At 62.8% G+C, this 22032-nt stretch carries 19 protein-coding genes; 11 read left to right on the forward strand and 8 right to left on the reverse strand.

Annotated elements, in window-relative coordinates:
* Positions 1–341: 341 nt before the first annotated feature.
* The 6 genes from panE (at position 342) to EKH80_RS05870 (ending at position 8457) form a co-directional block, all read left to right on the forward strand.
* Positions 342–1271 carry a 2-dehydropantoate 2-reductase gene (gene panE, locus EKH80_RS05845; protein WP_126683786.1) on the forward strand — a complete coding sequence of 310 codons (930 nt, stop codon included), beginning with the start codon at positions 342–344 and terminating at the stop codon, positions 1269–1271.
* Positions 1272–1352: 81 nt separating this feature from the next.
* Positions 1353–1955, forward strand: a complete 603-nt coding sequence (locus EKH80_RS05850; RefSeq protein ID WP_126683787.1) for a pentapeptide repeat-containing protein — start codon at positions 1353–1355, stop codon at positions 1953–1955.
* Positions 1956–1963: 8 nt separating this feature from the next.
* Positions 1964–2608 carry a chorismate--pyruvate lyase family protein gene (locus EKH80_RS05855; RefSeq protein ID WP_126683871.1) on the forward strand — a complete coding sequence of 215 codons (645 nt, stop codon included), beginning with the start codon at positions 1964–1966 and terminating at the stop codon, positions 2606–2608.
* Positions 2609–2798: 190 nt separating this feature from the next.
* Complete coding sequence (locus EKH80_RS05860) at positions 2799–4601, forward strand: FAD-binding oxidoreductase (protein WP_126683788.1); 1803 nt, start codon at positions 2799–2801, stop codon at positions 4599–4601.
* A gap of 250 nt (positions 4602–4851) precedes the next feature.
* The gene (locus tag EKH80_RS05865; RefSeq protein WP_126683789.1) at positions 4852–5628 is read left to right on the forward strand and encodes an iron-containing redox enzyme family protein; all 777 of its coding nucleotides are present in this window, start codon (positions 4852–4854) and stop codon (positions 5626–5628) included.
* 129 nt (positions 5629–5757) lie between these two features.
* Positions 5758–8457: a putative bifunctional diguanylate cyclase/phosphodiesterase gene (locus EKH80_RS05870; protein ID WP_126683790.1), complete on the forward strand. Its 2700-nt coding sequence runs from the start codon at positions 5758–5760 to the stop codon at positions 8455–8457.
* Between the two features lie 94 nt (positions 8458–8551).
* Here the strand turns inward: EKH80_RS05870 and msrA are convergent, their stop codons facing one another.
* The 4 genes from msrA to EKH80_RS05890 form a co-directional block, all read right to left on the reverse strand.
* Positions 8552–9235 carry a peptide-methionine (S)-S-oxide reductase MsrA gene (gene msrA / locus EKH80_RS05875; RefSeq protein WP_126683791.1) on the reverse strand — a complete coding sequence of 228 codons (684 nt, stop codon included), beginning with the start codon at positions 9233–9235 and terminating at the stop codon, positions 8552–8554.
* A 67-nt stretch (positions 9236–9302) separates the two neighbouring features.
* A complete protein-coding gene (locus EKH80_RS05880) occupies positions 9303–9524 on the reverse strand; it encodes an RNA-binding S4 domain-containing protein (RefSeq protein WP_126683792.1) in 222 nt (73 codons plus the stop codon).
* A 5-nt stretch (positions 9525–9529) separates the two neighbouring features.
* Positions 9530–9961, reverse strand: coding sequence for a barstar family protein (locus EKH80_RS05885; RefSeq protein WP_126683793.1), 432 nt, complete (start codon positions 9959–9961; stop codon positions 9530–9532).
* A complete protein-coding gene (locus EKH80_RS05890; RefSeq protein ID WP_230473455.1) occupies positions 9958–10389 on the reverse strand; it encodes a guanyl-specific ribonuclease in 432 nt (143 codons plus the stop codon). The genes EKH80_RS05885 and EKH80_RS05890 overlap by 4 nt, the downstream gene beginning before the upstream one ends.
* Before the next feature lie 147 nt (positions 10390–10536).
* Between EKH80_RS05890 and EKH80_RS05895 the strand changes: the two genes are divergently transcribed.
* The 4 genes from EKH80_RS05895 (at position 10537) to EKH80_RS05910 (ending at position 15627) form a co-directional block, all read left to right on the forward strand.
* The gene (locus EKH80_RS05895) at positions 10537–11493 is read left to right on the forward strand and encodes a TolB family protein (RefSeq protein WP_126683794.1); all 957 of its coding nucleotides are present in this window, start codon (positions 10537–10539) and stop codon (positions 11491–11493) included.
* A 125-nt stretch (positions 11494–11618) separates the two neighbouring features.
* The gene (locus EKH80_RS05900) at positions 11619–13277 is read left to right on the forward strand and encodes a serine hydrolase (RefSeq protein WP_126683795.1); all 1659 of its coding nucleotides are present in this window, start codon (positions 11619–11621) and stop codon (positions 13275–13277) included.
* Positions 13278–13363: 86 nt separating this feature from the next.
* Entirely contained in the window at positions 13364–15004 is a 1641-nt protein-coding gene (locus EKH80_RS05905) for an alpha/beta hydrolase (protein ID WP_126683796.1), read from the forward strand.
* 179 nt (positions 15005–15183) lie between these two features.
* The gene (locus EKH80_RS05910) at positions 15184–15627 is read left to right on the forward strand and encodes a hypothetical protein (RefSeq protein ID WP_126683797.1); all 444 of its coding nucleotides are present in this window, start codon (positions 15184–15186) and stop codon (positions 15625–15627) included.
* A gap of 58 nt (positions 15628–15685) precedes the next feature.
* Here the strand turns inward: EKH80_RS05910 and EKH80_RS05915 are convergent, their stop codons facing one another.
* The 3 genes from EKH80_RS05915 to EKH80_RS05925 all read right to left on the reverse strand — a co-directional run bounded on the left by EKH80_RS05915 (position 15686) and on the right by EKH80_RS05925 (position 19540).
* Positions 15686–16120: a VOC family protein gene (locus EKH80_RS05915; RefSeq protein WP_425481132.1), complete on the reverse strand. Its 435-nt coding sequence runs from the start codon at positions 16118–16120 to the stop codon at positions 15686–15688.
* 72 nt (positions 16121–16192) lie between these two features.
* On the reverse strand, positions 16193–17005 hold the full coding sequence (locus EKH80_RS05920; RefSeq protein ID WP_126683799.1) for a helix-turn-helix domain-containing protein: 813 nt from the start codon (positions 17003–17005) through the stop codon (positions 16193–16195).
* Positions 17006–17101: 96 nt separating this feature from the next.
* A complete protein-coding gene (locus EKH80_RS05925; RefSeq protein WP_126683800.1) occupies positions 17102–19540 on the reverse strand; it encodes a DUF3772 domain-containing protein in 2439 nt (812 codons plus the stop codon).
* Between the two features lie 109 nt (positions 19541–19649).
* Here EKH80_RS05925 and EKH80_RS05930 point away from each other — a divergent pair, with 109 nt between their 5' ends.
* Positions 19650–21491: an ABC transporter ATP-binding protein gene (locus tag EKH80_RS05930; RefSeq protein WP_196240344.1), complete on the forward strand. Its 1842-nt coding sequence runs from the start codon at positions 19650–19652 to the stop codon at positions 21489–21491.
* A gap of 106 nt (positions 21492–21597) precedes the next feature.
* Here the strand turns inward: EKH80_RS05930 and EKH80_RS05935 are convergent, their stop codons facing one another.
* Positions 21598–22029: a DUF6289 family protein gene (locus EKH80_RS05935; protein WP_126683802.1), complete on the reverse strand. Its 432-nt coding sequence runs from the start codon at positions 22027–22029 to the stop codon at positions 21598–21600.
* Between the last annotated feature and the right edge of the window lie 3 nt (positions 22030–22032).

Below are 22032 nucleotides of genomic sequence, written 5' to 3' on the forward strand. Positions count from 1 at the left end.
CTTATCTTGCGCCGAATCTTTTTCGCTGTCAGCGGCCTGCGCCTCGCCCTACGAACGCCCCAGAGACTCGCATGCGCGCCTTGGGCGCTACAAGCAACTTCACTCGACCAGCCACACCAGCAGCATCGATAAGCATCAGCGGCGGCGGCAGGCCCAGCCGTACCAGCAAGTCGACTACTGCGAAGGCGGCGCGATCTCCTAGGCCGAGAAAATCGGGGGCAGAAGCTCTGAAATGATGACAGCAAACGACGCATTCGTCATGAGGCAAGTGGTCACGCTTGCATCGAGGCGTGCCATGCCCATGATGAGATCTCATTGATTCAAGTGAAGGCGATTCAGCCATGAAGATTCTGGTGGTAGGTGCGGGCGCGATCGGTGGCTATTTCGGCGGCCGCTTGCTGGAGAGTGGTCAAGACGTCACCTTCCTGGTGCGTAAGGCGCGTGCGCAGATGCTGGCCCGTGACGGTCTGCAGATCCGCAGTCCAGCAGGCGATGCCAGCTTGGCGTCGCCGCCGACGGTGCAAGCCGGTGCGCTGCGTGATTCATTCGATCTGATCATCCTCAGCTGCAAGGCTTACCACTTGCAGCAGGCGCTCGAGGACATGGCGCCGGCAGTAGGCGCGCAGACGGTCATACTGCCTTTGCTCAACGGCATGCAGCATCTGGAGCGGCTCGACGCTCGATTCGGTGCCGAGCGCGTGCTGGGTGGTCTATGCGTCATACCTGCGACAGTGGGCGCAGATGGCATCGTGCGTCATCTCGGAGCCTCGGCCGGCCTAAGTTTCGGCGAGCGTGACGGCAGCAGTTCGCTGCGGGTGGAGCGCATCGCCCAGGCGATGGCGAACGCGCGCTTCGATTCGCGCTTGAGCACCACCATCGTGCAAGACATGTGGAACAAATGGGTGTTCCTGGCGACGCTGGCAGGCAGCACGTGCCTGATGCGCGCCCCGGTCGGCAATATCGTCGAGGCGCCGGGCGGCGAGCAGGCGATACTCGACCTGCTCGAGGAATGCCGGCGGGTAGCCGAGGCGAACGGGTACGCGCCTGGGGATGCCGCCATGCAACGCTCCCGCACCATGCTGACGGAAGCGGGCTCCACCCTGAGCGCCTCGATGCTGCGCGATCTGGAGCAGGGCAGTGCGGTAGAGGCGGATCATGTAATCGGCGATCTGCTGGCCCGCGGCGAGACGGTTGGGTTGGCGCTACCGATGTTGTGTTTGGCCTATACGCATTTGAAGGCGTATGAGGCGCGGCGTGGGAGGCTGACCTGACCGCAGGGACCGGCGCCTTGCTCGAAAACTTGCGCCAGGTCGTATATTTGTCTGAATGGTCATCACCGCAGGCGGACGTTCATGCCAGCCAAGCCGTTTGAAAACAAGGAAGTAGTCGGGGCATCCTTCGCGAACGAAGATCGGTCCCGCCAGGAATACGAATCGCTGCGGTTCGAGGACTGCCAGTTCAGGCAGTGCCATTTCAGCGAAGCGCTATGGCGTGGTTGCCGCTTTCGTGGGTGCGAATTCATCGATTGCAACCTGAGCCTGGTGCGGGTTCCACAAAGCAGCTTCATGGATGTGCGTTTCGTGGACTGCAAGATGCTGGGCATCAACTGGACCAGCGCGAACTGTCCGTCCGTGAAGATGGCCGGCGCGCTGTCGTTCGAGCGTTGCGCACTCAATGATTGCTCGTTCCATGGCCTGTACCTGGCCGGGGTGAAGATGGTGGAATGCCGCATTCATGAGGCCGACTTCACCGAGGCCGATTGCGCGCAGGCGAATTTCACGCAGAGCGATTTGCGCGGCAGTACGTTTCATGGCACCAAGCTGGCAGGTGCCGATTTTACCGATGCGGTGAACTACAGCATCGACATCTTCCATAACGACATCAAGCGCGCGAGGTTCACCCTGCCGGAAGCCGCCTCGCTGCTCGACAGCCTGGACATCGAGCTATCCGAGTGAGCATTGCCATGCGCTACCGAGTTACCGACGCAAGCTGGCACACGCATCCGCCGACGCCATGCAGCGCGGAGCAAAAGGATTGGTTGACCCGGGACGGCTCGCTCACAGCGCATCTGCGCAAGCTAGGGCAGGTGGATCTGTGGGTCAGCAGGGAGGAAAAAGGCTTGAGCTGGGCGGACGAGTACCGCGCACTCGGCTTGTCGCGCTGCCTGCCGGTGTGGGTGCGCGAAGTAATCCTGATGGTGGACGGCAAACCGTATGTGTATGCGCGCAGCCTGACGCCGGTCGTCGCCAGCCTTACCGGCTGGCAAGCGGTACGCCGTATCGGCAATCGCCCGCTGGCCGATCTGTTGTTCCGCGATCACAGCGTGACACGTTCGGCCTTGGCGAGCCGGCGCGTCACCGCACGGCATCCGCTTCACCTGCGCGCGTGCCATGCAAGCGCGGAGTATTCGCTGCATGCGCTGCTGGCACGGCGCTCGGTGTTTATGCGCCAAGGCGCCCCTTTGCTGATCACCGAATGCATGCTGCCGGGCTTGTGGGCGCAACTGGAGCGGTCCTCGGTTCAGACCGGCTCGGCATCGCCGGTGACTGCTTGCGACATGGATGAAACACCTATCGTGTACGCACAAGCCTGCTACCAATCCGGGTGACGCCTGCGCTCTTCGTGGGCGAAGGGGGAAACAGGTTCCACTTGGGCTGACCGGCTCTCCGGAGGGAGGCGCCAGGCCGTCCCTGACACGCCGCCGTTCATCCCCCGCATGACGCCAGTCATCCCTTTGCGATGGCGAAGCCGCCAGAACGGGTCGACAGTTGCACCATTCCACCCACCGGAGCGGGCACATGAACAGACGCGAGTTGTTGAAGGCGGCCTTGGCGATTCCCTTCCTGCCGGGAGGCATGACCGGCGCCATCGGTTCGGCTTGGGCCGCGGGCAGTAGGCTTTCCTCGCGGGTGCGTCCCGGCCAGGCCGGCTGGCCCTCGCTGGCCCAATGGGATGAGTTGAACCATGCCGTGGGCGGCCGCCTGCTCAAGCTGGAGTCACCGTTCTCCGCCTCCAAGGCCGCTTGCGACGAAGCCTTGAAACACCTCAAGAATCCGTTCTTCATCGGCGACCAGCCGGCTCTGACCCAGACCAGCGGCTGGGCGGACGCCTGGCTCTCACGCTGCAGCACGTACGCCGTGGCGGCGGATAGCGTGGCGGACGTGGCCGCAGTCGTCCACTTTGCCGCCAGGCATCGTCTGCGCCTGGTGATCAAGGGCGGCGGGCATAGCTACCAGGGCACGTCCAATGCGCCCGACTCGCTGCTGATCTGGACGCGGCACATGAAGGCCATCACGCTGCACGACGCCTTTGTAGGGCAGGGGTGCGAAGGTTGGCAGGCGCCGCAAGCGGCGGTGAGCGTGCAATCGGGCGCCATCTGGATCGACGTCTACGATGCCGTGACCAGGCAGAACGGGCGATACGTGCAGGGCGGTGGTTGCACCACGGTTGGCGTGGCCGGACTGATCCAAAGCGGCGGTTTCGGCAGCTTTTCCAAGGCTTTCGGTACGGCGGCATCCGGGCTGATCGAGGCAGAGGTGGTCACCGCAGATGGCGAAGTACGCATCGCCAATGCATGCACCAACCCGGAGCTGTTCTGGGGGATCAAGGGAGGTGGCGGCGGCAGTCTGGGTGTGGTGACACGCCTTACCCTGCGCACCCATGGATTGCCGGAATTTGCCGGTGCGGTGTTCGGGGAAATAAAGGCCGTTTCGGATGCCGCGTACCGGACCTTGATCGCCAAGGCCATCAGCTTCTATCAGAGCGAGCTGTTCAATCCACATTGGGGCGAGCAGCTGCGGTTCCGAGGCGACAACGTGTTGCAGGTGTCCATGTTGTTCCAGGGGCTGAACCAACAACAGGCGCAGGCCATCTGGCAGCCGTTCGTCGACTGGGTGCGCGCGAACAACGACTACAGTTTCGTAAAACCGGTGCAGGTGCTTGCGTTGCCTGCGCAGCATATGTGGGATGCCGAATATTTTCGGCAACACGTACCCGGCGCGATGATTCCGGACGATCGCGACGGCGCGCCGCGCAACCATGTTTTGTGGAGCGATGACCAGGGGCAGGTGGGCTGGTTCATCCATGGCTTCAAATCGGCCTGGCTGCCGGCTTCATTGCTGCACGCAGACCGGCAAGCGCAACTGGTGGACGCGATATTTGCGTGCACACGCCAATGGGATGTCGAGTTCCATTTCAACAAGGGCCTGGCGGGTGCGCCGCCTGAAGCGATTGCCGCTGCACTCGATACCGCCATCCATCCGCAGGTCGTCGATGCGTTTGCACTGGCGATCATTGCCGGCAACGGAGCACCGGCGTATCCCGGCATGCCGGGCGCAAATCCGGACCTGCCCAACGCACGCAAGGCTTCCGCCGCCATCGGTCGCGCGATGGAGGCCCTGTTGAAGGTGGCGCCGAATGCCGCTGCGTACGTATCGGAAAGCGATTATTTTCAGCGCGACTGGCAACAGGCGTTCTGGGGCGCGAATTACCCCAGGCTTGCGGCGGTGAAGCGCAAGTACGATCCGGACGGCTTGTTCTTCGTGCATCACGGTGTGGGCAGCGAGGGATGGAGCGCGGATGGGTTTACGCGTCGTCCGTAGGCTAGGGTGCAAACCCCGGCATCGTCGCGACATTCGGGTTCGTACCCCAACCTGTATTGCCGGGATGGCCATCCCGGCCTACGGATGGGGGTAAGACCGCCTCGCCAGGGGGGCTTGGCCTACTAGGAAAAGAGGAAGTCGCAACGGTTAAGTCAGACGCCCACTATGTTGAAGCTGAGCGCCTACCCGGCGCTTGGCAATCGGCCGTATCACGGCCGAGACGAACCCGTAACCTAGTGGAGACTCACCTATGTACGCACATTTCGAACGCACCGGCTCGCTGACCGAGCTATCCAGCTACCCGCGTTGGGCGCAAGACCTGGTCACCGCCTGCGAGCCGACCAAGCTGTCTGTCGTTAAGCACGAGCTGTGGACACTGATGCGCGAGAACCGTTTGGATGCCACCGGCACCCGTGACTTCATGGTGGGCGTATGGCCCGTGATCGAGCGTTTTCCGGGCTATATGGCGCTCAACCTGCTGAAAACCCGCTATGGCCGCAGCCTTGGCGAAAACATGGCCCGCCGCTGGCTGGTACGCAACATCCGAGTGGAGCAGAATCATGCCGAATACTGGCTCAATTGGGCGGAGGGCGCAGGGGTGCCTCAGGACGAGGTTCTGAACGGAACCACCCCGTACGGTACGGACGCATTGTCCAACTGGTGCGAGGAGGTAAGCCGCAGCGGTCCGTTGCCGGCTGGCATGCTGGCCACCAACTACGCGGTGGAAGGCGCGACGGGGGAGTGGTCGCAATGGGTCTACGACAGTGCGGCCTATGCGGAAAGCTTTCCCAAGGCCACCCGCGCGGGGACACTGCGTTGGCTTCAACTTCACGCGGCGTATGATGATACCCATCCCTGGGAGGCGCTGGAGATCGTGTGTACCCTGGTGGGCAACGCTCCGCGCATGGATGAAGTGGCTTATCTGCAGGAATGCGTCAAGCGTAGTTACGTGAGCATGAGGATTACCCTGGATCGGTGTCTGGATGTGCGTCGTGACCCATGGGCGGCCAGCGAGGCAGCTGCTTGAGAATTGGCATTGGTGGGGCGATACACATCAGTCAGGTCGGCAGTTTTGACTATGGATGACAGGCTCTAAGATAGGGGCACGATGCGTACCACCCACAATGCTAAGCAACGACCGCTGTCACGGCGTCTTATGCCATTGGCATATGGCTTGGCGGCGGTCGTTGGCTTGGTTTTATGCCTGACCTGGGGCGCACTGCAGGTCCAGGTGACGCTGGCCGGCTTCTTGAATGGCGAAAGCCTGTGGTCGAAGGCGCAAAAACAGGCGGTGATCGAACTGGCCGCCTACGCCCGCAACGGTGACCCGGTCCGGCTGGAAAGTTTTCGTCGCAACTACGAAGTGGTGCGCACCGACCGCTGGGCACGCGATGCCATTGCCACCGGGCACTACGACCGCCAGGCTGTCTATGCAGCGTTCCGGCGCGGCGGGGTGATACCCGCGGCGATTCCGGGCATGGTCTTCATCCTCGATGACTTCGCGGCGCTGCCCTATGTCGGGCCGGCGCTGAAGGACTGGCGCTCGGTCGACGGCGCCATCGAGCAACTGAACGGCATCGCCGGGCAGCTGCAGCAAAGCTACGCGCAGGGCGTGCCGCCGCCGGAGGAAATCAGCCGGCAACGCATGCGCATCGATACGTTGAACTCGTTCATCGAACCGCGCAGCGACGATTTTTCGCTGCAGATCGCCTTGGGCGCGGCGTGGCTGGGCCGCGTGCTGTTCGCCAGCGTACTGGTCATGGCCATGCTGGCGTCCATGCTATGGATGCGCATGGCCCAGCGCATTCTGGCGGGCATTCGCGGTACCGAGGAGCGCTACCGCCAGTTGTTCGACAGCGCTGCGGACGCCATCGTGATGGTGGACGAAGTGCATGGTTGCATCCTCGGGGCGAATCGCACCGCCGGTGCGTGGACCGGGCGCGAACCGCGCGAGCTGGTGGGGACGCATTTCCACGAGCTGTTCGTGGAAGGCAGCATGCGTTCGGCCGGCTCCTCCACCATTGGCCTGCTGCGCGCGGTCAACGGCTTGATCCGCAGCGTCGAAACCCATAGCAGCCTCACCACCTGGGGCGCCCAGCCGGTGCGCCAGGCGATCATGCGCGACGTATCCGATCGCATCGCGATGGAGCAGGAGCGCCGCATCGCCGCCGAAGCGCTGGCCAGCGTGGCCGAGGGTTTGATCATCGCCGATGCCGATCGGCGCGTGACCACCGTCAACGCCGCACACACACGCATCACCGGCTACACGCTGCCCTACCTGCAGCATCACCGTTTCGACGAACTGCGCCGCATGCCCGATGGCTCACCGTTGCCGGCCTCGATCTGGGACATGGTGGCGGAGGGCGGCAACTGGGTAGGCGAGGTACAGAGTTGGCGATCGGACGGCTCATCGTATCCAGAACTGCTCAGCATCAGCGCCATCCGCAATGGCGAAGGCCGTGTGCAGCACTATGTGGCGGTGATTACCGACATCACGCGCAGCAAGGCCGATCGCCAGCGCCTTGAATACATGGTGGCGCACGACGCGCTGACCGGCCTGGCCAATCGCAGCGAATTCCAGCGCCATTGCGCGCAGGCGATCGAAGCGGCAGCACGCATCAATGGTGCGGCCGCGGTGCTGTTTGTGGATCTCGATGCCTTCAAAGCCGTCAACGACAGCTACAGCCATGCCATCGGCGACCGCCTGCTGGTGAAGGTGGCGCAGCGCATTCGCCGCGAGCTGGGCGAGAACGACGTGGCCAGCCGCATCGGCGGCGACGAATTCACCGTGCTGCTCGGCGGCCTGCGCACGCGCGAACAGGCCGCACACTTCGCCAGCCGCCTGCTGCAAAGCTTGTCCGAGCCGATGCTGATCGGCGACTACGAAATCGTGATGAGTGCGAGCATCGGCATCGCCGGTTATCCGCTGGATGGCAGCGACCCGGTCACGTTGATCGCCAACGCGGACGCGGCGATGTATGCCGCCAAGACGCAGGAACGCAATACCTTCCGCTTCTACACGCCGCTGATGCACGCCGATGCGCGCATGCGCCTGATGCTCGGCGCCGATCTGCGGCAGGCGTTGATCCGCGACGAATTCCATCTCGTGTTCCAGCCCAGCGTGGAGCTGCGTACCGGCCGCATCGTGGCGGTGGAGGCACTGATCCGCTGGCGCCACCCCGAACGCGGTGAGCTGATGCCGGATGAATTCGTCCCGCTGGCCGAAAGCCTTGGCCTGATCCGGCGGCTCGATGCCTGGACCATGCGCGCCGTGTGCAACCAGATCCGCTTGTGGGACCAGGCCAAGCTGCCGCCGATCCGCGTGGCATTGAATGCCTCCGCGGCCACTTTCGGGCATCCGGGTTTCCTCGACAGCGTAAAGCAGGCGTTGCAGGCCAGCGGCATCTCGCCCAAGCGACTGTTGTTCGAAATCACCGAAAGCGCGATTCTGCGCCTGGGCGAGGCGACCGAGCAGACCATGCATGCCCTGCATGCGCTCGGCATCGGCGTTGCCATCGACGATTTCGGTACGGGCTATTCCTCGCTGGCGTATCTGAAACTTTCCGGCATCGATTACCTGAAGATCGACCGCTCCTTCGTCACCGACCTGCCGGAAAGCGCAAACGATGTGGCCATCGTCGAAGCCATGCTCGCCATCGCCAAGAGCCTGGGGATGTGCACGATCGCCGAAGGCATCGAGAACGCCGCCCAGCATGAATTCCTGCTGCGTGCGGGATGCGCGGAGGGGCAAGGGTATTACTACTCGCGTGGCTTGCCGCCGCAGGAGTTGGAGCGGATGTTGTCGCCCAATCCAAGGCATGAGCCGTCGCGATTGCGCCTGGTGCCGCCCAAGTAGGAAGGCCATTCGGGGGTTGATCTTGCCTCACCGTCATTCCGGCGCAGGCCGGAATGACGAAGTAGCAAAACAGGTGCCTAGGTGGATATGCAACTCACAGCTGCACATCCACCACCGTCTGCTCGTCCTGATACATCCCCGGATACGCCTGCTTCAAGTGCGCCACCTTCGGGGCATCGTTGATCAGGATGTAGGCATTGTCAGGATGTTTGCGTGCATAGTCCTGGTGGTAATCCTCGGCGGGATAAAAGCCGCCCAACGGCTGTACCAGGGTCACGATGCTGTCGTCGAACACCTTTGCTGCATTGAGTTGCGCAATATAGGATTCGGCCACCTTCTGCTGGGCCGCGTTCGCGTAAAAGATTTCCGAGCGATATTGCGTGCCTGCATCGGGGCCCTGGCGGTTGAGCGTGGTGGGATCGTGAGCTACAGCGAAGTAGATCTTCAGCAGTTGCCCATAGCTGATCACCGCCGGATCGAAGGCGATCCTTACCGATTCGGCGTGGCCGGTGTTGCCTTCGCTGACCGCGTCGTACTGGGCGGTGTCGGCGTTGCCGCCGCTGTAGCCCGCCGACACCCGCCGCACGCCGCGCACGTGCTCGAACACCGACTGCATACCCCAGAAGCAGCCGCCTGCGAGCACGGCGGTTTCCGTGCCATGCGCCACGGCTTTCGGCTCATCCTGGGCGGGATCGGGAAAAGGGCCGGTGCTGGCCGTGGCGGTGCAGGCGGCCAGGCCGAGCAAGGTGGGGAGGGCGGCGAATCGACGGGCCAGCATGGCGTGTCTCCGTAGGGGTCTGACTGCTATTCGCGCCCACACGCACTGTGGTTACACCAGGAGGCGACTACATCTGCACCACATGTATTTCCACATCCTCCAGTTGCACCCTCTGCCCCGCATGGATCTTGCAAGTCTTGCGCAGTTCCTGCTGCCCATCCACATAGACCGCGCCGCTGGCGACGATCTGCTTGCCTTGCCCGCCGCTGTTGCACAGACCGGTCAGCTTGAGCAGTTGGTTGAGTTCGACGAAGTCGCGATCGAGTTCGAATTCAATACGTTGGGTCATGAGCGTTACGAGGGCATGGCCATCGGGTGTTCGGGCAGGCTGAGAAAGGCGAAGAACGGGCGCTGCTGGTCGATCGCAAAACGGGCCGACTCGTGCAGGATAGCCAGCAGCGTATCGAAATCCTTAGGCCCCGCCTGCCGTAGATCGTTGGCATGGTCAAGCAGCAAGGCGTGGCCGCTGCCTTGCAGCCAGCCGAGGTCGCGCAGACTGTCCAGCAGAGCGTCCCAGTTCTGGCCGAAGCCGTTGGGCACACTGAGCGACGCGGCAAGGCGGCGCAATAATTCGGTCTTGTCGTGGCAGCCGATCAGGTCGGCGCGACATACATGCAGCTGGCCTTGCTCGGCGGCGGCAACGATCGCGTCGAAGTCGGCGGCATCGACGAAATACACGCCGCCGTCGTTCGCCTGGGTCAGGTCGAGGGCGCCTTCCGCGCTCATCGATTCACCTGGAAAGACTTGAAGCTGCGGTAATGATCATCGGTGTAGTAGAACACCGTGGGCGGTGTACCGCCGGTAATGATGCGTCGGGTACCACGGTTGCGCGCATCCGGCGTCGGCACTGTGTACTCGTGGTAATAACCGCGCGGCTGCTGGGGCAACAGGCCCTCATAATTACCGAACACTACGCCGTCCTGCGCGTATGGAAACGGACCGCCTTGCACGATTGCCGTCAACGTCACGCAGGCTTCCGCCGGCATGTAGTCCGGTAGATTGGCTTTCGCGGCGGGACAGTTGTAGTGCCCCATGGTTGGCAGCGCGACATTGCCGTGCGATTCCATGCTGGCCGGTGGTGGGGCATGCCGGTTCCAGAACACGATCGCGCCGATCAGCGCGGCGAGCAGCACGAGGGGGATGAAGCGAGGCAGGGACACCGCGGATTCCTGGTTGGCGATGTGCGCAGTGTAGTGCCTTGCGTGATTACATGCCCGTGTGCTGGAGTGACTTTAAGGACATGCGACAGCCCATGCCGGGGGCTATACAGCGACTTCCCCCTTCCACAGGAAAAGCACGCCATGCTCCGCAAGCCTCTCAGCTGGATGGTCGCGGTCGGTTTGTTCAGTGCAGTCTGTTCGTCGTTTGCAGCGGAAGCCCCCGTGCAACAGCCGCAGGTTTTCGCACCGGGAGTGATTTCCGGACCGGCCGGCGAAGCTTGCCCTGCGTTCACGCCGGATGGAAACACGGTCTATTTCGATGTCGGCTCCATGATCCTGGTTTCGCATAGAGAACACGGTGATTGGAGCAAGCCGCAGATCGCGTCCTTCTCGGGGCAATGGGGCGATCATGACCCGACCATGGCGCCGGACGGTTCCTATCTGGTGTTCGTTTCCAATCGACCGGTGGCGCCTGGTGCCGCCAAACCCGCTCCGGGATTTGGCCATTTGTGGCGGGTGGACCGCAAGGGTGACGGCTGGGGCACGCCGGTGCACTTGCCTGATGCCGTCAATGCCAGCGATCGCACCTATGCGCCGAGCGTCGCTGCGGACGGCAGCTTGTATTTCATCCACCCGGACGAGCAGGGCGTGTTCCATGTCTACGCTTCGGCGTTTGCGCATGGCACCTACCAACCTGCAGCGCGAGTAGCGGTGGGCGATCCGGCGGCTGCCACGCATGATCCTGCCATCGCACCGGACCAATCCTTCATGGTGTTCAACATGAGCGACGCGGCCAAGAAGGGCGACATGGGGAATTTTTACATCGCGTTCCGCCAGGGCGATCACTGGGGCAAGGCGATCGACCTGGGCGAGGCGATCAACGGCAAGCCGGGCGGGTGGAGCCAATGGGGCGCGCACATCGGCCCCGATCATCGAACTCTTTACTACACCAGCGACCGGCGGACGCGGCTGAGCTTCCCGCTTACGCCGGAACAGGCCAAAGCGGCACTGGAGCGCATGGAGAGCTGGGACAACGGTAGCGACAACATCTGGTATGTGTCGTTGGCGCCTTGGCTGGACGCGCCTCGCGCGCGGTAGGTAAGGCAGGCCCACATGCCATAGCTGTGCGGCGTAGCGTTGGGGGTTGCACCCCAACCTACGGCACAGCATGCAGATGGTTGCCGGCACGCTAGACTGCCGGCTTTGCCGTCCACGGAGTCGCCATGACTTTTCCTTCGCTGAACCTGCGAGTCGCCGGGTGCTGTGCCTTGTTGTCTCTGACCGCCATGGCGCCGGCTTGGTGTTCGCCGCAGGCGCTCACGGCGGACGGCGGGCAGGAAAACGCGCAACCGGCATTGCCGCCGGTAATGCAGGATTTCGGCGTCTACGTGGACGATGCGCGCAAGGCTTTCAACGTGCCGGGCATTGCCGTGGCGATCGTCAAGGACGGCAAGGTGGTGCTGGAGCAAGGCTACGGTCTGCGCGAAGCAGGCAAGCCGGAAAAGGTGGATGCGCATACGCTGTTCGCAATCGCCTCCAACACCAAGGCCTTTACCGCCGCCGCGCTGCAGATGCTGGCCGAGCAGGACAAGCTGGACATGGATGGCCGGGTGACGGACTACCTGCCATGGTTTCAGATGTCCGACCCCTACGTGACGCACGACATGCGTGTACGCGACCTGCTTGCGCATCGCAGCGGCTTGAGCCTGGGCGCGGGCGACCTGTTGTACTGGCCGCCCACCGGCTACAGCACCAAGGAAGTGGTGGAGCGCCTGGCCAAGGTGCCGATCGCCAATGGTTTTCGCAGCCACTATGCGTACGACAACATACTGTTTGCCGTCGCCACCCTGGTGATCGAAAAGGTGTCGGGCCAGAGCTATGCCGATTACATCCGCGAGCACATCTTCAAGCCCGTAGGCATGGATGAGTCGCTGGTCGACATGACCTACTTGAAGCCTGGCATGGACGTTGCCACGGGCCATGCGCTGTACGACTTCAAGGATCTCAAGCCGGTGCCGCCGATGGCCTGGACCAACAATCCGGGTGCCGGCGGCATCTACGCCAGTGTGCACGACCTGGCCAAATGGATGAACGTGGAGCTGAGTGGCGGCGAACTGCCTGGTACTGGCAGCGATGGCAAGCCACGCCACCTGTTCTCTGAGGACAGCCAGAACCAGATGTGGACCATGCTTACGCCGATCCCGGTGAACAAGCCGCCGATCCCGGCCTTGCAGCCGCTGATGCCGAATTTCTCCGGCTACGGCGAGGGCTGGTTCCTCAGCGACTACCACGGCGAAAAACTGGTATGGCACACCGGCGGCTGGCCTGGGATGGTGTCGCGCGTCACCCTGGTGCCGGGCTTGAAGCTGGGCGTGGTGGTGCTTACCAACCAGGAATCCGGGGCCGCATTCAATGCCGTGACCTATCGCGTGCTGGACGCTTACCTCCATCAAGCGGGCAAGACCGATTGGGTGGCGGTCTACGACCAGGCCGTGAAGCACGCGCAAGGCAAGGCGGACGACAACTGGAACAAGCACCAGACCGCGCGCGATACGAAGGGCAAGCCCTCGCTGCCGTTGGCGGACTATGCGGGCACCTACCGCGATCCGTGGTACGGCGACATCATCGTCGGCAATGAAGGCGGCAAGCTGCGTCTGCGCTTCAGCAAGACCAAGCAACTGCTGGGCACGATGACACCATGGCAACACGACAGCTTCATCGTGCGCTGGGACGACCGTTCCTTGAACGCGGATGCCTTTGTGAACTTCGCGCTCGACGCGGATGGCCATGTGCGTGAAGTGCGCATGGCACCGATTTCGCCGCTGACCGATTTCAGCTTTGATTTCCAGGATTTGCGCTTGACGCCGGTAAAGGCCAAGTAATGCGTAGGCTGGGATGGCAATCCCAGCATAAACAAGCTGCATACGGAGCTGGGATTGCCATCCCAGCCTATCCAGGGGAGACACTCATGCATTCACGTCCACTCGTACTAGGCGCACTGCTGGGCGCCGGTTTGCTGGCCACCCTCTACGCCAGTGCCCGCCAGGAAAGCCCAGCCATCCCCACCCACCACTACTTCCATGTCCAGCTCGGCGGCAGCCAGACCCAGCCCGTATCGGGCCGCCTGTTGCTGTTCGCGGAAGAGGCTGGTGCGGCGAAGGCCGAAAGCAGGGACGGCAAGGTGACGGAAGTCGACGCCGATCCGTTCCATCCCACCCAAACGGCGATTGCGGCCCAGGAAGTCGAGCGGATGGTGCCGGGCCAGACCATCGACATCGACGTCGATGCGCAGGCCTTTCCCGATGCCTGGTCAAAGCTTCCGGCCGGCGATTACGTGGTGCAGGCGGTATTGGACGTCCATCACAACTACAACTACCTGGAACGCGATGCCGGCGATCTGCTGAGCGATGTGATTTCCGCGCATCTGCCGGACGGCGACGTCCCGGCCATCAAGCTGGATCAAACCGTCACCGCGAACAACCCCTGGGTGCTGCCGGATTCGGCGCCGGCCAATTTGCGTGATGCAGCCAAGACGGTGCACCAACAAGCGCAGCCGCTCGATTTCGTCAGTCCCGAGCTTTCCAAGTTCTGGGGTCGCGCCATCCACATGTACGGCTATGTGCTGTTGCCGCCGGGCTACGACGCGGCTTCAGGCAAGCGCTATCCCACCGTGTATTTCACGCATGGCTTTACCAGCAACAAGGATCGTTTGCTGCGTCCCATGGCCTACGTGCAGGCCGGCATGAGCAGTGGCCAGATGCCGCCGATGATCTGGGTGTTCCTGGACGAGTCCAGCGCCACCGGCACGCATGAGTTCGCTGATTCGGTGAACAACGGCCCGTGGGGTCAGGCGCTGACCACGGAACTGATTCCGTACTTGGAATCGAAGTACCACATGGACGGCAACGCCAAAGGGCGCTTCCTCAACGGCCATTCTTCCGGCGGCTGGGCCACGCTGTGGCTGCAGACGCGCTATCCGAAGGTCTTCGGCGGCACCTGGTCCACCTCGCCGGATCCTAGCGACTTCCACGACTTCACCGGTTCGGACCTGTATGCGGCGCATGCCAACGTCTATCGCAAGCCGGACGGCACGCCGTGGCCGCTGGTGCGCGACAAGGGCAAGGTGCTGGGCACGTTCGAGCAGTTTGCGAAGATGGAACGCGTACTGGGGGCATACGGTGGGCAGCTGGCATCTTTCGAATGGGTGTTCTCGCCTCGTGGCAAAGATGGCCGGCCGCAACCCATGTTCGATCGCGACACCGGCGACGTCGACCCTGAGGTCGTCGCGTATTGGCACGATCACTACGACATCGCGCATCGCCTGCAAAGCAACTGGCCGGCATTGAAGCCCGATCTCGACGCCAAGATCCATCTCTACGTCGGTACGGCGGATACCTTCTATCTGGACGGTGCGGCGCATCGACTGAAAGCGGTGCTGGACAGCGTGGGTGCGCATGCCGAATTCCGCTTCATCCCTGACCGCACGCACTTCGACTTGTACCGGGTCGGGGACGATCGCTTTGGCTTGTACAAGGACATCAGCTGGGCGATGTACGCCGTCGCCCGGCCGCAAGCCGTCGCGAAACCGAAGCTAAACCAGGCGCGCTGACGCGAGCGGGCTGTCATGTTGGCTGACTTGTTTTCAGGCATAGTTGCCGCCGCGGGCGCTGTAGGTGACAGGCGCTTAGGGGTGCCATCTTCAAGGTAGGATGGCACGTAGGGGGACACCGTTCATTACGGACGGCGCGCTTCCTTAAATCAGAGCAAGTCATAGCTGGAGGGAATCCCATGAAATCGTTCGGACTGATCGCAGTACTGGCAGCGTCGCTGATGGCTGCTCCGCTTTTCGCACAGCAGGCTCCCGCTGCCGAAGGCAGCATGACGGTGCAATGCAATGACGGTACGTCGCAGACCGTAAGCACCACCAAGGGCGCGTGCCACGGACATAAGGGCATCAACAAGTCGGCCAGCGGCGCAGCCAGCACGTCTGCTGCCGCTGCTGCTCCGGCCGCCGCCGCCAAGCCCGCGGCAGCCGCGAAGCCGGAACCGGCCGCCACGCCGGCAGCTGGTGGCGGCGCGGGCCAGGTGTGGGTGAACACCGGCTCCAAGACCAAGAGCTACCACTGCCAGGGCAGCAAGTGGTACGGCAAGACCAAGGAAGGCAAGTACATGAGCGCGGCGGATGCGCAGGCAGCCGGCTACCACGCGGCGAAGAACGAGAAGTGCCAGTAAGCTGATGCCGATGCTCCGCCCCGGCTTGCGCCGGGGCGGAGCATCTTAGGACTGCAGGTCATTGTGCCTGCCACGGATCGTAACTGCCGATCCACCACAGATGCCCTTGCGGATCGCGGCACGCATAACCTGCGCCGCCATACTCCTTTTCCGCATACTCCTCGACGATATCCGCCCCCGCTGCCTTCGCGCGCTCGTAGTGCGCCTTGCAATCGCTGGCGTGAATGCACGCGCATTGCGTTTCACGGCCCTGGATTTCATCGGGCTGTGCCATGTGTACGCTGAAACCGCCTGGACTGACGTCGCAGAGCATCAGCATGCCGCCGCCGTACACCAGTTGCGCGTGCATCACCCGTCCGTGCTCGTTTTCGTACACCGCATGCTTTTCGAAGCCGAATGCCTTGCACAGCCAGTCGATGGCGGCATGGGCGTCGCGGTAGCGCAGGTAGGGAATGATGGTGCTGCCTTGCTTGACTATGTTGTTCATGGCCAGAACGTCCCGTTGGAAAGTGGGTTCAAGCTATTCCGTCGCGCAGCGTGCGTCTTGTAGATTTTTTTGTGGCGGTCAGACGGGTACGTGATTGGGATAAGGCCCGCGGGAGCCGGCGAATTCGGACGGCGTGATGCCGGCGAAACGGCGGAATTCGTGGCTCATGTGGGCCTGGTCGCAATAGCCGCCGTCGACGGCGATGCGTACCCAATCGGGCTGCGCAGCGGGGTGCGCCATCGCCACCACCGCACGAAAACGCATCAGTCGTGCATATTGTTTTGCCGTCATACCGATGTGATGGCGAAACAGCAGGCCGAAACGATGGGCGGAATAGCCGCTTTCCCGCTGCAGTCGGCCAATGCCCGGTACCTCCTGCACTCGCGCCAGCGTGGCTGCCGCGTGCAGGATGACTGCATCCCAGGTGGGTTCATCGCACAGCTTGCACAACCATTGCTCCAACAGTGCGAGCCGTTGCATGGGGCACACGGTTTCGAGCAGACGCTGCCGCAATCTGCGCGCGTTCGCTCCGAACATGTCTTGGAGATTGATATCCCGCACGCCCAGTTCCTCGGCGCTGATGCCGATCAGCGCATGCACGCCGCCAGGGCGGAAATTTACGCCCATCACGCGCACCTGCTCGGCGGTATCGATGATCCAGCTATGCCGATAGGGTCCACCGATCACGCTGCCGGATGCGCGCAGGCAGTGGCGGCTTTCGTCGTCCTGGTAGACACGCGTTTCGTCTTCCAGCAGGTTGATGATGAGTCCGGCGCCCGGCCCGGGCAGGATGCGTTCGTAGCGGAGCGTGCCGGCCGGCATGTCCCAGTCCCAGACCGCCTCGATGACGGAGGCCAGGGGCGGGGCGGGGACTATGCGCTGAAAACCCATGGGAGAAACCCGGCGCTTTCGTAGGCTGGGATGATAGTCCCAGCATCGTATTGCATGTTGCGCGGCGATGCTGGGATTGTCATCCCAGCCTGCCCATCATTGCCCTGGCGCCGCCGGACTGTCTTCGCCCAATGGCCCCAGGTTCCTCACGATCATGCTTTGCGGCGTCGACAGCGGCAGCTGTGCCTTCGCGAGCCGCGCCAGGATGTCGAACAACAACGCACTCTTCACGGCTGATGCTTCACGTGGGCTGCGCACGTAAGCCACGCCAGTGAAGGTCATTGCCGCAGGAGTGATGTCATCCAGCGTCACGACTGGTGCCGGCGTATCCAGGGTTGCCTCGTTCGCCTGCAAGGCTTCGAGCATGATCTGGCGCATCTTCGCCGCATCGGTATCCAGCGGCATCGGCAGGCTCAGCTTCACGCGGCCCAGTGCGTTACCGTGCGTGACATTGCGCAGGTTCTGCGTGATGAACTGCGAGTTCGGCACGATCATGGTGGAGCGGTCGCTCAGCTGGATTTCGGTGGCGCGCACGTTGATGCGGCGGATGTCGCCTTCCACGCCGGGCATGCTCACCCAGTCGCCGACTTTCACCGGCCGCTCGGCCAGCAGGATCAGGCCGGAAATGAAATTCTGCACGATCGCCTGCAAGCCGAAGCCGATGCCTACCGACAAGGCGCTGGCGATCCATGTCAGGCTCTCCAGGCTGACGTCGGCGGTTCGCAGAGCCAGCGCCACGACGATCACCACGGCGACATAGTTGATCAGCGTGACGAGCGAGTTCTGCATGCCGACGTCGAGCGTCGTCTTGGGCAGCAATTGTTCGGCCAGCCAACGGCGCACGACACGAACCGCCACCATTCCCAGCGCGAACACCAGCACGGCGCTGAAAATCGCCCCCGGCTTGATGGTGAGCTGGCCCACCTTGAGGCTGGAGAATACGTTGCCGATGTGCGCGAAGATGTCCTGTGGGCCGCCACCGAACGGCACCAGCAGCACGCCCACGGACACCAGCAGCAACAGGATCTGGGTGATGGCCGAGAGCAGGGTCGATGCCTGCTCCAGCGTGCCGGGCTGGATGCTGAAGGTAGCTTGCAGGCGATGGCCGCTGCGTCCATGCGGATTGAGCAGGGTATGGAACAGATCTCGCTGCAGGTGCGAAAGCATATACAGCGATGCCACGATCATGCCGATCCACAGCATCTGCCAGGAAATGAAGAATCCCAGCGCCACGTAGCCGGTAAGCACGGCCAACCACGCCACCAGTACGCCGAGCATGGCCAATCCGAACAGCATGCCCACCCATAGCGCGTGCTGGGGCGGTTTCTCGCCCTGCTCCCTCTGCGTGGTGCGCGCGCGCTTGGCTCGCGTCAAGGCGACACCGGCGAGGCCGGTGATCAGCAGGGCGAGAAACGCGCGCGTACAAACCGTCGCCGGCAGGCTTGCACCTGCAAGCGCATTCAGCCGCTCGAGCAAGCCAAGCAGCAGGAACGCGCCACCCAGCAGCCATGGAAACCAGCGCAGGCTGCGCGCGGTGAACTTGCTCAATGCCGGCAGGCGCCAGGAAGGATGCCGCACCGAAAGCAGCGCCCGGCCCAGCCCGGCGACGAAGGCGGAGAAGAACACCGAACGCACGAGGGCCAGGGCGAAGGTTTCCACTTCCTCGCCCAGCGTGTCGTTCCAGTTGAAGCCCTGGTACACCAGCCACGCTGCAAGTCCGATCGACAGGGTGACGGTGAGGGTGAAGGTGGCGGTCATTGCGCTGCGTCGCAGGTGTCCTTCAGGCAGGTAGCGGCTGGCGATGGTCAGCGCCACGCGTTCGGCGAGTGCCCGGCCGGGCACGATCAGCAACAGCGCTCCGATCAGGCATAGCAGCAGCGGTTGCCGCGTGTCGGGTTGCCATGCGATGCCGGCATCTTCGAGCAGCAGCTCCTTGACGCGTCCATAGCGCGCCATGTCGTCTGCAAAGGCGTTCGTCAGGTCCCGCCAGAAGGCGAGGCCCAGCGGGGAAGCCGCGCGCGAACCCAGCTGCGCCTGGAATTGCTCGTTGTGTGCCTCGACGATCTGCGTGGCGAGCTTGACGGCATCCTGGCTGAGCAATTGCACCTGCTTGATCTGCCCATCCAGCCTGGACTTGTCGCGCTCAAGTTGGCGCCGCTGTTGGCTCACCGCCGCCGTCTCCGGCGGAGCGCCCGGCGCCGGGGCAGGGCCGAGCACGCTCAGCCGCGTCTGCAGGTTTTCCAGCTCGGGAGTGAGCGTTTGCGCCAGCTGATCGGCCTGCTGCTGCACTTCGCCAGCCTGATTGCGCAGATCTTTCAACGATCTATCGCTCGACTTGCTGTTGAACGTCGTCTTGAGGCCATCCAGTTGCCTGCTGAGGGCGATCAGCGTTTGCGCCGGGGCTTGCGTGGAACTGGCGCTGGCCGGCGCATTGGATGAATCGGACGCGTTCTGCGCAAGGGCCGGGTGTGCTGCAAACAGCAGTGAGCCAGCCAGCAGGCATGGGGTAACGAGCTTACGGAGAAAGTTAGGCATGGCCGGCATGATCCGAATGAGGCCCCTTACGGTCAATTGTTGCTTCGTCGTCTTGTATAGTGCCCCTTCAGCTCCATCTAACTATGGCCTGAATGGACCCCGCGCCATGATCTTCCGCTGGTTTGAATCCCTGATCGACGCCTTCAAGGACCCGGTCGACACGATGCCGCCCCAGTCCGTGGGGGGCTTCTACCTGTTTTATCTGCGCCAGGTGTGGCCGGTGTTCGCTGCGGCGATCGTGGTGGGCTTTGGCGTGGCACTGGTGGAAGTGTCCCTGTTCGGCTTTGTCGGCAGCATCGTGGACATGGCCAAGGGCGTACCGGGCAAGGATTTTTTTGCCATCCATGGGCGGGAACTGCTGTGGATGGGATTGGTTGCCCTGGCGTTGCGCCCGTTGTTCATCGGCGCGCATGACATGCTGGTGAACCAGGCGATCGTGCCCAGTCTCACCAACCGCATTCGCTGGCAGAACCATCGCTACGTCATTCGCCAGAGTCTGGGCTTTTTTCAGAACGATTACGCCGGCCGCATCGCCAACCGCATCATGCAGACGGGCGCGTCGCTGCGCGAGTCGGCCGTGCAGATCGTCGACGCGATCTGGTACGTGGCGATCTACTACGGCAGCGCCGTCGTGCTGTTTGCCAGGGCCGACTGGTGGCTGGCCATGCCGTTGATGGTGTGGCTGTTCGGTTATGTGGGCACGCTGTACATCTTCATTCCGCGCACGCGCAAGCGTTCGTGGGCGGCCTCGGAGGCACGTTCCAAACTGATGGGCCGCATCGTGGACGGCTACAGCAACTTGCTCACGCTCAAGCTGTTCTCGCACAACAGCCGCGAAGAAGACTACGTGGCGGACGCAATGGCGGATTCGACCGAAAAGCTGCGTAGCATGACGCGCCTCACCACGGCGATGGACATCAGCATCACCACGCTCAACGGATTTCTCATCGTCGGCACTTCGGCGCTGGCAGTCTGGCTGTGGAGCCAGGGCCGGGTCACGGTTGGCGCGATTGCGCTTTCGACCGGCCTGGTGATTCGCATCAACAACATGTCCGGCTGGATCATGTGGGTGGTCAACGGCATTTTCGAAAACATCGGCACCGTGCAGGATGGCATCACCAGCATCGCGCAGCCGCGTGCCGTGCAGGACAAGGAAGGAGCCATGCCGTTGGAGGTGGTGGCCGGCGAAGTGCGCTTCGAGGACATCCATTTTCATTACGGCAAGCAGGGTGGCGTGATCTCCGGCCTGAAGCTGGCGGTGCGTGCCGGTGAAAAGATCGGCCTGGTCGGCCCTTCCGGTGCCGGCAAATCTACGCTGGTGAACGTGCTGTTGCGCCTTTATGACCTGGAAGGCGGGCACATCTATGTTGACGGCATCGACATCTCGCAGGTCACCCAGGAAAGCCTGCGCTCGCAGATCGGAGTGGTCACACAAGACACCTCGCTGCTGCACCGCTCGGTGCGTGACAATCTGCTCTATGGCCGCCCCGACGCCACCGAGGCCCAGCTCAACGATGCGATTCGCAAGGCGCGCGCCGATGAGTTCATTCCCAGCCTGGTCGACGGTGAAGGCCGCCTCGGGCTGGATGCCCATGTCGGCGAGCGCGGCGTAAAACTGTCCGGCGGCCAGCGCCAGCGCATCGCCATCGCGCGCGTGCTGCTGAAGGACGCGCCGATCCTGGTGCTCGACGAAGCGACTTCCGCGCTGGATTCGGAAGTGGAAGCCGCCATCCAGGAAAGCCTGGAGCTGTTGATGGAAGGCAAGACGGTGATTGCCATCGCGCATCGCCTTTCCACCATCGCGCGGATGGATCGTCTGGTGGTGATGGACAAGGGCAGGGTGGTGGAGACCGGCACGCATGCGCAGCTGATCAGGCATGAGGGGCTGTATGCGCGCTTGTGGCAGCGCCAGACCGGTGGTTTCGTGGCGGCGGATGATGCGGTGGCGTGAGTCTTCGCTGTAAGCGCTGCTTGTGGCGAGTAATTTAGTGGACCGTCCAGATGTTGATGACAAGAGAGCCCCTCAAAGGGGCTCTCCTCATCTTGAATGCACGCTGTCACTGGAAACCAGGATACCAAGGGAATCCGTAATTCCAGTTGTTTGGCATGACGCTGCCGCCAAGGCACTGTGCCACCTGGCAAGCCTGCTGAATCGTTTCCGCGCCTGGTAGCGCGTAATTGACGACACCCGTGCCAGGCACGATCGACTGGCTGGGTGGCGTATAAGGCCCGCCGCATGACCCTCCGTCATAGCCACCCGGTTGACAAGGCAGGGTGCACGGTGTTGATGCGTAAATATAGTAAGCCGTGTTCAGTGTGCCGCCATGATAGGCGGAGCCATCGCAGTAGGCGGTCTGAGCCCCGACGATACGCCCTGACGCATCGAAATAGGTGTAGGCGAGTGCATACGGCCTTACCGCCCATGCGTTGGCTGCCACTCCCAAGAAGACGATCAAACCAAGCAAAACCCTAAAGCTGAAAAACTTCATTGT

It is taken from the genome of Dyella choica, from assembly GCF_003977665.1.
GTDB classification, from domain to species: domain Bacteria; phylum Pseudomonadota; class Gammaproteobacteria; order Xanthomonadales; family Rhodanobacteraceae; genus Dyella_B; species Dyella_B choica.